Source organism: Lysinibacillus sp. NPDC093712 (assembly GCF_050280025.1).
Taxonomy (GTDB): domain Bacteria; phylum Bacillota; class Bacilli; order Bacillales_A; family Planococcaceae; genus Lysinibacillus.
This window is the reverse complement of record NZ_JBNNUU010000005.1, coordinates 92,667-107,010: the sequence shown is the minus strand read 5'-3', so window position 1 is coordinate 107,010 and position 14,344 is coordinate 92,667. Positions and strand designations below refer to the sequence as shown.

At 37.3% G+C, this 14,344-nt stretch carries 13 protein-coding genes; 9 read left to right on the top strand and 4 right to left on the bottom strand.

From position 1 onward, the window contains the following. Positions 1–37: 37 nt before the first annotated feature. Positions 38–784, bottom strand: coding sequence for a hypothetical protein (locus tag ACQKNX_RS18475; protein WP_427430109.1), 747 nt, complete (start codon positions 782–784; stop codon positions 38–40). 278 nt (positions 785–1,062) lie between these two features. On the opposite strand from ACQKNX_RS18475, the gene ACQKNX_RS18470 reads away from it, so the two are divergent. The 7 genes from ACQKNX_RS18470 (at position 1,063) to ACQKNX_RS18440 (ending at position 8,859) form a co-directional block, all read left to right on the top strand. Next, positions 1,063–2,229, top strand: a complete 1,167-nt coding sequence (locus tag ACQKNX_RS18470) for an acyl-CoA dehydrogenase family protein (protein ID WP_427430108.1) — start codon at positions 1,063–1,065, stop codon at positions 2,227–2,229. Between the two features lie 35 nt (positions 2,230–2,264). Further along, a complete protein-coding gene (locus ACQKNX_RS18465; RefSeq protein WP_427430107.1) occupies positions 2,265–3,134 on the top strand; it encodes a transporter substrate-binding domain-containing protein in 870 nt (289 codons plus the stop codon). Between the two features lie 86 nt (positions 3,135–3,220). Continuing rightward, entirely contained in the window at positions 3,221–3,958 is a 738-nt protein-coding gene (locus ACQKNX_RS18460) for an amino acid ABC transporter permease (RefSeq protein WP_427430106.1), read from the top strand. A 12-nt stretch (positions 3,959–3,970) separates the two neighbouring features. Then, positions 3,971–4,672 (top strand): amino acid ABC transporter permease, encoded by a 702-nt coding sequence (locus ACQKNX_RS18455; protein WP_427430105.1) that lies wholly within the window; start codon positions 3,971–3,973, stop codon positions 4,670–4,672. A 12-nt stretch (positions 4,673–4,684) separates the two neighbouring features. Further along, complete coding sequence (locus tag ACQKNX_RS18450; RefSeq protein WP_427430104.1) at positions 4,685–5,440, top strand: amino acid ABC transporter ATP-binding protein; 756 nt, start codon at positions 4,685–4,687, stop codon at positions 5,438–5,440. 808 nt (positions 5,441–6,248) lie between these two features. Further along, positions 6,249–7,661, top strand: a complete 1,413-nt coding sequence (locus ACQKNX_RS18445; RefSeq protein ID WP_427430103.1) for a YfcC family protein — start codon at positions 6,249–6,251, stop codon at positions 7,659–7,661. 28 nt (positions 7,662–7,689) lie between these two features. Further along, entirely contained in the window at positions 7,690–8,859 is a 1,170-nt protein-coding gene (locus ACQKNX_RS18440) for a M20 metallopeptidase family protein (protein ID WP_427430102.1), read from the top strand. Between the two features lie 498 nt (positions 8,860–9,357). On the opposite strand, the gene ACQKNX_RS18435 is transcribed toward ACQKNX_RS18440, so the two are convergent. Beyond that, the gene (locus tag ACQKNX_RS18435) at positions 9,358–10,548 is read right to left on the bottom strand and encodes a coenzyme F420-0:L-glutamate ligase (RefSeq protein WP_427430101.1); all 1,191 of its coding nucleotides are present in this window, start codon (positions 10,546–10,548) and stop codon (positions 9,358–9,360) included. Positions 10,549–10,682: 134 nt separating this feature from the next. Here ACQKNX_RS18435 and ACQKNX_RS18430 point away from each other — a divergent pair, with 134 nt between their 5' ends. Further along, the gene (locus ACQKNX_RS18430) at positions 10,683–11,603 is read left to right on the top strand and encodes a LysR family transcriptional regulator (protein WP_427430099.1); all 921 of its coding nucleotides are present in this window, start codon (positions 10,683–10,685) and stop codon (positions 11,601–11,603) included. Positions 11,604–11,638: 35 nt separating this feature from the next. Here ACQKNX_RS18430 and ACQKNX_RS18425 read toward each other — a convergent pair whose 3' ends face one another. After that, on the bottom strand, positions 11,639–12,526 hold the full coding sequence (locus ACQKNX_RS18425) for a LysR substrate-binding domain-containing protein (RefSeq protein ID WP_427430098.1): 888 nt from the start codon (positions 12,524–12,526) through the stop codon (positions 11,639–11,641). Between the two features lie 114 nt (positions 12,527–12,640). Here ACQKNX_RS18425 and ACQKNX_RS18420 point away from each other — a divergent pair, with 114 nt between their 5' ends. Continuing rightward, positions 12,641–13,657 (top strand): YeiH family protein, encoded by a 1,017-nt coding sequence (locus tag ACQKNX_RS18420; protein WP_427430097.1) that lies wholly within the window; start codon positions 12,641–12,643, stop codon positions 13,655–13,657. A gap of 159 nt (positions 13,658–13,816) precedes the next feature. Here ACQKNX_RS18420 and ACQKNX_RS18415 read toward each other — a convergent pair whose 3' ends face one another. Beyond that, positions 13,817–14,152 (bottom strand): heme oxygenase, encoded by a 336-nt coding sequence (locus tag ACQKNX_RS18415; RefSeq protein WP_173479220.1) that lies wholly within the window; start codon positions 14,150–14,152, stop codon positions 13,817–13,819. Positions 14,153–14,344: the final 192 nt, after the last annotated feature.

Genomic DNA, 14,344 nt, shown 5'->3' with positions numbered 1-14,344 from the left:
AGGAATGTATGCGGACTTTTTAGTTTATATTCTCGTTTTATGTTAAATCCTCGCCATATATGGACACGGATTGTTGATCAACTACAAATTCTCGGCCATTCCATTTTAAGATGTTTTCAACAAATCCTAAACCATCTGCATGATATCTGCCCGCAATTTCCTGATAGGCTAATAGTTGATATGTTCCATCCCGAGCATAATCAATAGGATATAATCCGCTAATAGGGTCAACCCAACCTTCAATCGGTTGCTTCAATGTACCATCCTTATTATAAATTTCTGCTAAATATTCGGCTCCTTTATATTGTAAATCGAGAATATACTGCTTTTTAGGATTCGTGCTACGAACGGATGCTTTGTAGTTATTTAAGTAATTGACCGAGTAAGTTAGTTTATTATTAAATGACTCCGTATCAAATATCGAAAGCAATTTCCCGTTTATCGAGGAAAAAATCTCACCATTAATAATGCCACCACTGCCACCAGTATCAGAAATAACAAGAATATCTTCTATATGATCCCCTGTGAAATCGCCTAGAAAAATCGTAGGGTTATAGCCAATGTTTTCTTTCAGCCCAATTTGTTGGAATTGTCTTGTTTGTCCGTAAAAAACAACTAGTGTTAGATTCTGCCATAGGGGACTTTCCGGCGTCTTAGTGCCCATTAAAAAAACTGTATCAAAAAAGCCATCACCGTTAATATCTCCAAATTTCGTTTGAATAATTTGAGGAGCTATATGTGTGATGTTTACAGTATTTGGAGATGGATTCGTATTTTTGGTCATTTATACACCTCTTTCTTAGTGTTAGCATATGTTTTAAATACAGCTTGGTGCACAAAATAAAGAGCTGGAATAAGGAGAAAATAAAACCCTATAATTCTTACAAAAAAACTTGTGATTAACCATTGACAATTAAACATGTTGAAAGTATCATAATGACAATGAATCTGAAAATTCAGTACTAAAGTAATCTCACCACTAATGTAGGTAGAGATTTTTTTACAACATTAATTCTTAGTAAATATATATGTTTTATATAATTTAGGAAGAAGGAGATTTTCTTGAAAGAGTTATTTATTAAAACTGGGCGCCAGCAATATTGGTTGGAGCAGCTTGCTTCAATTGCGGAACCTATTAAATCAGAGGCTGTAGAAGTCGATGAACAATCGCGTTTCCCATTTGAGGCACATAAGCTATTATTGCAAATCGGCTATCCAAAACTAACATTACCAAAACAATATGGTGGAGAGGGACTATCTGTTTACGATATGATCCTCGTTCAAGAAACACTAGCTAGCTACGACGAGAACGCCTCTCTTTCACTAGGATGGACTCTAGGCGTTGTTGGTGAGATATATGATAAGAAGCTATGGGCAGACGATATTCTCCAAGAGTTTGCTTTGGAAGTACAAAAAGGTGCCATCATAAATCGAGCTGTCAGTGAATTAGCAACTGGTAGTCCGACACGAGGTGGTCGCCCTGGAACAACTGCTGTATCAACAGATAGTGGCTGGTTATTAAATGGCCGTAAAATATTTACGACTGCATCACCTGTCCTAGATTATTTCTTAACGTCTGCTTGGATTGAAGAAAAGGGGCAAATAGGCTTCTTTCTCATTCATAAAGATATAACAGGGCTATCGATTGTAGAAAACTGGGAAATGTCTGCGATGCGTGGCACAAGCAGTCATGATTTAGTGTTAGAGAATGTCGTTGTCCCTAAAAACCATTTAGTAGAATTGCCGAATCACCCAAGCGGTGGCAAAATCAATGGCTGGATTTTACATATTCCAGCAACTTACTTAGGGATTGCTCAGGCAGCCCGAGACTATGCGTTACATTTTGCTAATCATCATCAACCAAATAGTTTAAATGCTCCGATTAGTACATTGCCTAATGTGCAGCAGCTATTAGGTGATATTGAATTAAAGCTTCATCAGGCACGCTTTGTGCTATATGGAGTAGCGGAAGCTTATGATGATCCAGCTAGACGCGATACTTTAACGAATGAAATGGCGGTTGCAAAGCACACCGTGACAAATATTGCGATTGATATTGTAGATAAGGCGATGCGTGTAGTTGGAGCAAAAAGTTTGCAGCTTACGAATCCACTACAGCGCTATTATCGCAATGTCCGTGCAGGTTTACATAACCCGCCAATGGATGATATGACGATTATTAAACTAGCAACAGCTGCTATTGAGCAGCAGAAACTAACGGAACATTAATATTAAAATCACTTGAGATTAAGGGGAAATGACATATGTTTAAACAAAAGAAAAAATTATTTCAATTTGCAGCAGTCGGGTTGGCTTCTCTTGCTATTTTAGCAGGATGCAGTTCTAGCGAAGCATCTAAAAACGAAACAGAAGATGGGGTTAAAGTTCGTACTGTAAAGGTTGCTTACGATCAAGCTTCTAAGCCAATTAGCTATATTGATGATAAGGGAAATCCAACTGGTTATGATGTGGAAGTAATGAAGCTGGTAGATGAATTATTACCAGAATATAAGTTTGAATACGTAGGGACTACAAGCGACGATTTACTAATCGGTGTAGAGCAAGGAAAGTACCAAGTAGGTGTAAAAAATGCATTCTTTACGCAGGAGCGTACAGAGAAGTTTATATTCCCTAAAGAGTTTTTAGGGTTAAGTAGTGCAGGTTTAGTGTTACGCAAAGAAGATGAGGGCGTAAAAACATTAGCTGACTTTGCAACAAAGGGCTACTCACTAGCACCAATCGCTGCAAACAATGCGCAGTATACAATTATTGATGAGTACAATAAAGCAAATCCAACTAACGAAGTTAAATTACAAGCTGGTGATGCATTTACTGTGGATGTGGTGCAATGGGTAAATGAAGGTCGCGTTGATGGTGGTGTCATGATTGAAGGGCCATTCAAACAGCAAGTTGTTGCCGATGATGGTGCTTATCATAACTTAAAAGATGAAGTTGTTTACAACGAGTTTGCAGTGATTAAAACATGGCCATTGTTCAACAAAAAAGAGCAAGAATTTGCAGATGCTTACGATAAAGCGATTGCTCAAATTAAGGAGCAAAAGAAAACAAGTGAATTAAGTAAAGAATTTTATGGCCGTGATTTATTTGAAGTGTTAGAAAACGTAAATCGATAATTTTTTCAAAGGCTGCCTGAGTCAACATACTCAGCAGTCTTTCTTAATAAACGGAGAACGAAGGTGTTGTTTCTTAGCAGCCTTTAGTGAAGACATTTTATAAAGTTGGTGAGGAAATGGAGAAGTATTTTGATGCATCGTACATTTGGAACGCTATTCCCTTATTATTGCCGTTTTTAAAAGTAACCTTTTTAGTTGCAGGTTCTTCCATTGTACTAGGTACATTTTTCGGCTTGTTATTAGCTGTAGCAAAGTTAAGTTCAATGAAACTGTTACAAAAAATAGCGAATTTGTATACAACGATTATGCGTTGTACGCCATCTATCGTTCTATTATTCCTTGTATATTACGGGGTACCTGCATTAGCAGAAAACATTGGTTTAAATCTTCATGCGATAGATACGGCGTTCTTTGTTGTCGTAACATTCACATTGCAGTTTGCTGCAATAATGTCAGAAGTGATTAGATCTTCTTATTTGGCTATTAACAAGGGGCAGTATGAAGCGGCTGTCAGTGTAGGGTTAACACCATTTCAAGCTTATCGTCGTATTATTTTTCCCCAAGCACTTGTTATTGCATTACCGAACTTCGGGAATGGGATGATTGCGTTATTACAAGAGGGCGCATTAGCTTACACAATTGGTTTAATTGATATTGTTGGGAAAGCGAACTTAATTATAGCTAGTAATATCAATGCACATGCACTAGAAATATATATTGCGCTTGCGATTGTCTATTGGGTACTATCCATAGTTATTGAAAAATTCTTTGCTATGTTGGAAAAGTTTTTCGGCAAGGGTAAAAGAACGTTAGAAACGACGTAAGGAGGCGTAATCATGAACTATCAATTTTTACTTGAAACCTTTTTTGTGGCATTATCCGGCGTACCGATTGCACTCCTTGTAACGGTTGTTGCGTTGCTCGTTGCCCTACCACTAGGATTTTTATTAGCACTAACACGCATCAATAAAATTCCGGTTATTCATCATCTAGCAAAAATTTATGTATCCTTTGTTCGAGGTACTCCAATTATTATTCAGATATTCATTATTTATAGTAGCATTCCACTAATTCTAAAAATGATTTTTGAAAAATATCATATTGCCTACGATATATATAAAATCAATCCGATTTGGTATGCGTTTATTGTCTTTGCTTTTAGTACAACAGCTATTTTAATAGAGGTATTCCGCTCGGCTTTAAGTACTATTGAGAAGGGCCAGCTTGAGGCAGCGCATGCGGTCGGTTTAACGACATTTCAAGCATATCGACGAATTATTATTCCACAAGCTTTAGTCGTTGCTATGCCGAATATTTGTACAGCAACAGTGAACTTAATAAAAGCGACGTCATTGGGTTATGCAATGTCATTGCCAGAAATTACACTGAAGGCCAAAGTGGCTGCTAATGTCGGCTACAATTATGTGGAAGCATATCTTGATATTTTCATCGTGTATTTAATTTTGTGTAGTACGGTTGAATACATGTTTAAGCGATACGAGAAACATTTGAGCACATACAAAATGGCAAATGCCTAAGGGGCGATTATCATGTTAAAAATCAAAAATATTCATAAATCATTTGGCAACAATGAAATTTTAAAAGGTGTAGACTTATCTATTGATAAAGGTGATGTAGTTGTTATTTTAGGTCCGAGTGGCTCCGGTAAAACGACATTATTGCGTTGCATTAACTTTTTAGAAAAGGCAGATCAAGGGCATGCAACGTTTGGAAATATCGATGTAGATTTTCAAAACGTAAAGAAAAAGGATGTTCATGCTATTCGACAACGTGTCGCTTTTGTATTCCAAAATTACAACCTCTTTACTAATAAAACAGCTTTAGAAAATGTTACAGAAGGGCTTGTTATTGGTCGGAAAATAGCAAAGGATGAGGCTATTGAAATCGGCAAAAAAGCGCTCGACAAAGTAGGTTTGTCAGAAAAATATAATGCTTATCCAAGTCAGTTATCAGGTGGTCAACAGCAGCGTGTTGGTATAGCTCGAGCAGTTGCCTTAAATCCAGATATAATTTTGTTTGATGAACCGACATCTGCACTTGATCCAGAGTTAGTAGGAGAAGTGTTGACCGTTATGAAAAACATTGCGAAAGAAGGCACGACAATGCTTGTAGTAACGCATGAGATGGGTTTTGCAAAGGATGTCGCAAACCGCGTTATTTTTATGGACGGTGGTGTTGTGGTGGAAGAGGGAAGCCCTCATGATATATTCGTTAGTCCGAAAGAGGAGCGGACGAAAAAGTTTTTAAAGCGTGTAACACCAGAAGACTATACGTTTTATATTTAGCTTCCTTCAGCAAATGTTCTCTACTTCTATAGGGGTAGGGGTGAATGTACTTAAAGTTAAATGCTCGGGAATTTTTAAAGGTGTATTTAAACCGGCTAAAAAAATCTGATTGCAAGCCAATGCGTAAGGCTGGTGTTCCGTTATTCCTGTGTTTCAATATAGTGAAATCTGCTAGACAATTAGTGAATGTCGAGCAGATTTTTACTATTTTTTACAGATTTAAAATGGACAGCAAACGACAGAAATTGTTAGTATATTGATTGCATAAATATACGATATATACATTTAGTATACATATAAACTACTGGGAAGAATGTTTTGATGTTTGTCTGGAAAGAGACTGCTCCGAAAAAAGGTGCGGTCTTTTTCATTTTTTAAATGATAGATTTTTATTAAAAATGAGCCTGTTTTTGGATAATTAAGTAACGGATGTTTATTCAAAGGAGGGCTAAAATCGTACCCTGACTTTTTAAACCTACACGTAGAATGATAGTGAAATGAGTTGATAGTGAGCGAAGTAATTATATATTTTTTACTATTAAAATTGAAATGATTTTGCATTATTCTAATTGACTAAATTAGTAGATTTTCGCTGTATTATGTATAAAAATTAAATGCTTTATTAAACAGAATTATCAAAAAATATTGACATTTAAGTTTTAATTTTTTATATTTTTACTAATATATTTCCGTTTATCGGAATATATTTCCGCTTAACGGAAAAGGGGGTGGAGTAGATTTCTTGTCTAATGTAGCAAGTTTCTACTTTTGAAAAGGTTTTAAACTACGAATGTAAAGGGGAGAGAGAATGGCAAATCTACAGGAAGATAATAATTTAGAAGAGCCAAAAACTAAAGGTATTAATGCGTTTGTTTTAATGTTTATCATTATTTTAGTAATGAGTGCCCTTACTTATATTATTCCAGCAGGTCAGTACGATCGAGTGGAGAGTAATGGTCGAATGGTTGTGGATCCTGAATCATTTCACTATATTGAGTCGAGCCCAGTGGGTTTTCTCCAAATATTTAATAGTGTCCATTTAGGGTTGCTGGAAGGTGCCTCTATTATTTTATTTGTATTTTTATTTGGTGGCGCACTTGGTATCATGCAAAAAACAGGAGCTATTGACTCATTTATTAAAGTAATGGCTTCTAAGTTTGGCAAGAAGGAGTATGTATTAATTCCGATTCTTATATTAATTTTTGGTAGTTTGGGAACTTTAATCGGTTCAGCTGAGGATACGCTAGTATACATTGCGATTATTATTCCATTAACGATGGCTCTTGGAATGGACGCAATTACAGGATTTGCGATAGTGATGCTAGGGACATTAGCTACTGGATTTACATCGGGGATTACGAATCCGTTTAACATCGGGGTTGCTCAAACGATAGCTGAATTGCCAATGTATTCAGGTATGTCCTATAGAATTATCGTATTTTTTGTTTTTTATCTTTTAACGGTCATCTATATTATTAGACATGCTAAAAAAGTTAAAAAAGATCCGTCTAAAGGGATATACGGGAAATTTAAGCCAGAAGAAAGTGTTGAAATATCATTAGACTTTAAAATGAGTGGGCGCCACTTATTAGCATTGCTTGTGTTATTGGCGAATTTTGTCGCATTAATCGTTGGGGTTATTAAGTTCCAATGGTATATCAGTGAAATTGGTGGCGTGTTCCTATTAAGCAGTATTATTATGTCAATAATTTGTAAAATGAGCCCGAATAAAATGGCTGAAGGCTTTATTTCAGGAGCTAGAGATATGGTAGAGGGTGCACTTATCATTGGCTTTGCTCAAACTATTTTAGTTATTACTACATCAGGTGGCTTAATTGATACGATTTTACATTTTGTAGCGAATGCAGTAAGTGTACTTCCTGCTTCTATTAACGCTGTGGGCATGTTCTTACTACAGCTTTGCTTAAATTTCTTAGTGCCATCAGGAAGTGGACAAGCGGCTTTGACAATGCCAATTATGACACCGTTAGCAGATTTAATTGGTGTATCAAGACAGACAGCGGTATTGGCTTTCCAGTTTGGAGACGGTATTTCAAACATGGTAATCCCTACAAGTGGTGTATTGTTAGCAGGTCTTGCCATTGCAGGTATTCCATTTTCTAAATGGTTTAAATGGGTGTTCCCATACTTCGCTATTCAAACAGCTTTAGCAATAATTTTACTAATTATCGCTCACACTATGAATTACGGACCGTTTTAACTTGGTAGAATGATAGGAGGATTTATAAATGATAGAAACAAAGGATTTAAAACAACAAGTCATTGCCTGGAGACAGCATTTACATATGCATCCAGAGTTATCACATCAAGAACATGAGACAGCAAATTATATTTATAACCAATTAATAACATTCCCGCATTTAGAAGTGAAGCGCTTAACTGAAACGAGTGTTTGCGCATTTTTAAAAGGAACGAAGACAGATGGTTATGGTCATACTATTTTATTACGTGCTGACATCGATGCATTGCCAATTGAAGAAGAGACCGATCTGCCGTTTAAATCAAAAAATCCAGGTGTCATGCATGCTTGTGGACATGATGCACACCCAGCCATGTTATTAGGGGCTGCAAAAGCATTAGCCGAGCGAGGAACAGATTTCAATGGTGAAATTCGTTTTGTTTTCCAACACGCAGAGGAGGTAACACCAGGGGGAGCAGCACAACTTGTTTCTCTAGGTATCGCAGAAAATGTAGATTATGCATTTGCATTACATGTAAGCCCTGATTATAAAGTTGGTCAGTTTGCCATGAAGGATGGGAAATTTACAGCAGCCGCGGATGATTTTGAGATTAAGATTTATGGACGTGGTAGTCATGCCTCTATGCCTGAAGTAGCAATTGATCCGTTGTTAATTGGTTCAGAAATGGTTGTTGCACTGCAAACAATCGTGTCGCGTAAAGTACCAAGCATCCATGCTCCTGTCTTAACGGTAGCACAATTCCATTGCGGCACAGCATTAAATATTATTGCTGATACTGCTGAGTTAGGTGGTACAATACGTTCACTAGACGCGACAGTACGTGTCGATGCTCGTCGTCATTTAGAAAAGATTGTCAATGGTATAGCGGCAATGCACGGAGCAACAGTAGAGATAAAATGGGAGCTTGGCTGTCCTTCAGTGACAAACGATAAGGAGCTAACGGTTTTATCACGTCGCATAGCTGGCGATATTGTTGGAGCAGAGGGTGTACAAGAATTAGCTGCACCAATGTTCGGCACAGAGGATTTTGCAGATTTTTCTGAGGCTGTCCCTTCTTCTATGCAGTTTATAGGGGTGCATAACGAAGCGTTTGGTGAAGCATATCCGTTGCATCACCCACGCTTTAAACTTGATGAGGATGCCCTTATTTACGGTGTACGCTATTTTGAAAATATCACACGGACATTATGCCCATAAAAAATACCCGCCATTGTTGGCGGGTGTTTTAGTGTGTCAGTGTATGTACCTAGTAGTTGATTGGAGCGGAGGCGGCGACTCCTGCGGGAACAGCACAATATGTAAGACGCAACAGACCGCGCGTTAGCGAGGGTTGCGGCTTACGATGTGCCCGCGGAAAGCGCCCGCCCGTAGCGGAAATCAACAGCAGTAGTCATCTGCATTTATTTAAATATTGGTTGAACTAGATGACTTTCTTATATTCAGGAGGACGATAATAGTGCTTAATTTTAATCTTTTTCGTCCAGAGGAGAGTGCGATACGAGTTGATTGGAGCGGAGGCGGCGACTCCTGCGGGAACAGCACAATATGTAAGACGCAACAGACCGCGCGTTAGCGAGGGTTGCGGCTTACGATGTGCCCGCGGAAAGCGCCCACCCGTAGCGGAAATCAACAGCAGTATTCATCTGCAAACTAAAACCCCTGCCTTAAAGGCAGGGGTTTATCTGTTAAAGCGTATTATTTTGTATAGTTATCGAAATAACCTTGAATATAAATCATTGGTGTTCCTTTGTCGCCTGAGCCTGAAGTTAAGTCAGAAAGAGAACCGATTAAGTCTGTTAATTTACGAGGTGTTGTACCTTGAGCAGCCATTTGACCAGTTAAATCCTCGTCTTTATTTTGAATATATTCAGAGATAGCTGCTTTTAATTCTTCTCCACGAAGATCAGCAAAATCGTTATCTGCTAAGTATTTTAATTTCACTTCATTAGGTGTACCATCTAAGCCAGCAGTATAGGCAGGAGAAACAACTGGATCAGCGAGTTCCCAAATTTTACCCACAGGATCTTTAAATGCGCCATCTCCATAAACCATTACTTCTACTGTTTTACCAGTAGCTTCTTTGATTTTTGCTTGGATGCCGTCAACGATTGGTTGGCAAGTATGTGGGAATAATTTTACACTTTCTTCTGTCGCTTTGTTTGAACCAAGTAAGCCGTATTCAGCATTGAAGCCTGAACCATTTACAGATACAGCTAAAATGTTATCTAACGAGAATACTTTTTCAGCACCATTCGTTGTTAAAATACGTTTTGTACGGAAGCGAGTGTGAATATCACATGTTAGTACGCTTTTTGTATAGTCTAAAATTGTTTTCGGGTTGTTTGAGAAGATTACTTCACAAGCAGCTCCTTCAGCTTCAATTAACTCTTTGTAGTATTCGATATAATCGACACCTGTAAATGTGTGTTTTTTATAGCCGAAATGTTCACGGAATTCAGCTTCCGTTAATGTATCTGTCCAAGGGTTAATTCCTTTTACATCTAGTTCATCAATATCAACTAAGTGGTTACCAACTTCATCAGATGGGTAGCTTAGCATTAAAACAACTTTTTTAACACCTTTCGCAATACCACGTAAGCAGTTTGCAAAACGGTTACGGCTTAAAATTGGGAAAATAACACCAACAGTATCATCACCGAATTTAGCAGCTACGTCCGCTGCGATGTCATCGATTGATGCATAGTTACCTTGTGCACGAGCTACAACTGATTCTGTTACTGTAACGATATCACGATCTTCAATTGAATAGCCTTCCACTTTAGCGGCATTTAACACTGTATCAACAACGATTTGTTCAATATTATCGCCTTCGTTAATAATAGGACCACGAAGACCTCTTACAACTGTACCAACTACACGTTCCAAAATAATCTCTCCTCATAAAAAGCTATATGTTAATTTAAATAATATGAATAAAAATCAATATGATTTTACTATACGCTCAGTTAATGATATAAGTAAAATTAATAGTTCATATAATAGCTATAAGGAGTACTTATATGATAGGGAAATTAGATTTATATCGTGTTTTTAGTGTTGTTGCTAAAAATAGTAGTTTTTCTAGGGCTGCTAAAGATTTATTTATGACGCAGCCAGCAGTTAGCCAAGCTATGATGCAATTGGAAAAAGAACTTGGTACACGACTCTTTAATCGTACACCGAAAGGCGTAACATTAACGACAGAGGGAAAGCTGCTGTATGAATATACAAACTCGGCATTAGGTCTTTTAGATGCTGGAGAGGAAAAGCTTCTGGAATTTAAAAATTTAACGACGGGGCAATTAAAAATAGGTGTAGGAGATACGATTTCACGCTTCTTTTTAATGCCCTATCTCGAGGCTTTTCATACGATGTATCCGAATATTAAGCTACAGATGCTAAATGGTACGACCTCTGAAATATGTAACTTTATTAAATCTGGTGAAGTGGATGTAGGGCTTTGCAATTTTCCAATAGAAGATGTAAGCCTACAATTAACAGTGTGCACGGAAATACAGGATATTTTCGTATGTGGAGAGAAATATAAAACACTGCAATCAAAAAGCTTACATTTTGAAGATCTACTTAAGTTTCCACTTATTTTTCTAGAGAAGAAATCCAACTCAAGAAACTATGTTGAAAATTATTTAATATCGAAAGGAATTCAAATTGCACCTGAGTTTGAACTCGGCTCGCATGATTTGGTGCTTGAATTTGCACGTAGTAATTTAGGGATTGCTTGTGTAACAAAAGAGTTTTCACAGGATTATTTGCAGCGAGGCCTACTATATGAGCTTCCATTAACAGAAAGCATTCCAACTCGTAGCATTGGTATGTGTTATTTAAAAAGCGTTTCATTGTCTCGTGCTGCTACAAAATTTATAGAGATTATCGAGCGTAAACAGGCTCGTAAAACGATAAACCCTAGAACATTAAAATAAGCTTAGCGACTAAAATATAGCCTGCTAAGCTTTTTTTATGCTTCATTTTTCCTCGTAATAAATTCAATTAGTGCTTCAACATTCCGTTTATTCTTCATAGTAGGTGAGTGAAGGTAAGAAAAAGTCCGCATAAAACGTTGTTCCGCAAGTGGCAAAATGGCAATATCGCCATTTCGGATATCACGCTCAATGACACTGCCAGATAATAAAGACAGGCCAAGTCCTTCAATGACACTTTCCTTCACGCCTTGATTGCTACTAATTGTTAGAAGTGAATGTACTTGAAGGCCATTTGTGCGAAATAGATGGTCTAAATAATTGCGTGTTCCTGAGCCAACTTCTCGTGCAACCCATTTTTGTCGTTGTAATTGTGAAATAGTAATAGAGGATTGCTCAACAAGGGGGTGGTTACTTGCACTAACTATAAATAATTCATCTTGCATAAACGGCTGAATGACGAGCTCGTTGTCATGTGCTTGCCCCTCTATAAGTCCAATATCCACTTGTAATAGCTTGGTAAATTGAATAATTTCATCGGTATTGCCAATAATAACGTGTAACTCTAATTGAGGAAATTGTTGTTGAAGTTTTGACAAAATGGATGGCAGAATATTTTCGCCAATCGTAAAGCTTGCCCCAATAATGAGCGTTCCTTGAATTGAGTGATGATATGCTAAAATATCTTCCTGTGCAGCCTCCGCGATGGCCATAATTTGCTTTGCACGTTTATATAAAATTTCACCAGTAGGTGTAATTTGCACAGACTTTGGCGAGCGAATAAATAATGTCGTGTGAAGATGTTGTTCAAGGTTTTTAATATGTAGACTTACACTAGGTTGAGAAATATGTAAAATTTCTGAGGCTTTCGTAAAATTGTTTACTTCAACTAATGTAATAAAAGTTTTTAACGCATCGTATTGCATCACATCACCCCTTATTATTAGAAAAATTAATGATAACAATTATATATATGTATTTTACTAATGATTACCTTTTTTATAAAGTAATATTCATAAAGAATGAAAGAAGTGGACAGCATGGAACAACAACGAGGGATCAAGAAATTCCTAACGCCGCCTTTTATAAAGGGCATTATTTTGACGTTGGGCCTTGCCTTAGTGGCTAAGTATATTTCTACATTTCCTTTCTTCTCAATTTTAGGGCAACTTGTGATAGCAATTATACTAGGGATGGCTTGGAGAGCAGCGTTTAGTGTGCCAGATGCGTGGCAAACAGGTATATCCTTTTCGAGTAAAAAACTATTGCGTTTCGGTATTATTTTGCTTGGTATGCGGTTGAACTTAGCTGATATTTATCATGCAGGGACAGGCGTTTTTCTTATTGCATTCATCAATTTAGTATTTGCACTTTTTGTCGTTTACGGCTTAACGAAGGTATTTAATGTCGATAAAAAGCTCGGCATTTTAACAGCTTGCGGGACAGCTATTTGTGGGGCTGCGGCTGTAGTTGCAATTGCGCCTCAAATTAAAGCAAATGAAAAGGAAACAGCAGTAGGTGCAGCAATTGTAGCGTTGCTTGGTACAGTATTTACACTTGTTTATACGCTGTTGTATTCAATATTTGGTTTAACGCCAACGCAATATGGTATTTTTGCGGGAGGTACATTACATGAAATAGCTCATGTCATTGCTGCAGCGTCTGCAGGTGGTGATGAGGCTGTTGATATGGCAGTAATAGTAAAATTAACTCGCGTAGCATTACTTGTGCCAGTAGCAATTGTAATCGGCATTATGTATCAAAGAAGGGATAACGAACAAGGAAATAAAGCATTATCTCTTTCTATTATTCCTTGGTTTATTCTAGGGTTTTTAGTAATGAGTGGGATTAATTCATTAGGAATAGTACCACCGGCAGTTGCGCAAACTCTTGTGAACTGTGCATATATTCTAATTGCGATGGCGATGGCGGGATTAGGATTAAATGTAGAGATTAAAACGTTTAAGCAATTGGGCATTAAAGCATTTATAGCAGGGTTAATCGGTTCTGTTTGTTTATCAGTTGTCGGCTACATTTTAGTAGTCGTGTTTCAATAATTGTGTGAGTGACTGACACTTGTATTCCATATTACCTGGGGAATATTCAAAATTGTGTGAGTGCCTGGCACTTAAATTAAAAAACCATGCATATTTCTAGAAATATGCATGGTTTTTTAGATAGAATCAGAAGATATTTAAAAGGTTTACAATTCGTTATTAGCTTTGTGCTTCAATAGAAGAAGCAAGCTCAGCAATAACAATTTTACTGCCGATAATAGGGCTATTCTCAGGTTTTGCACCTTCTGAGCCAGGCTCTGGACGGTGATGTGCCGCAGCAAAAGCATCACTATTACGCCAAGCTTGGAAATGTTCCTTAGATTCCCAGTACATATTGACGCTCATTTCGTCATATGTAGGATCATCTGTCGAGATTAATACCTCTACTTTATGAAAGCCCTCAAACTGTTGTAGAGGACCTGGCTTCGTAAAGTTTGGTGCCATTTTTGCTGCAAAGCCAGGCTTTACTTGAATACGATTTGTAACAATAATCATACTATTACCCCCTAATCATTTTATTGAAGATAGTTTAAACTACAATTGAATGAATTATCAATGATTATCATTCGCAATCAATGATAAGTGTCCAAAGAAGCCATTGTCAACCGAATTGCAAAAATTCTAGAGAAGAATAATAACTTTTTCTATAAATGCATTAGGTGAATAGGTTGTATGATGTATCGTTAT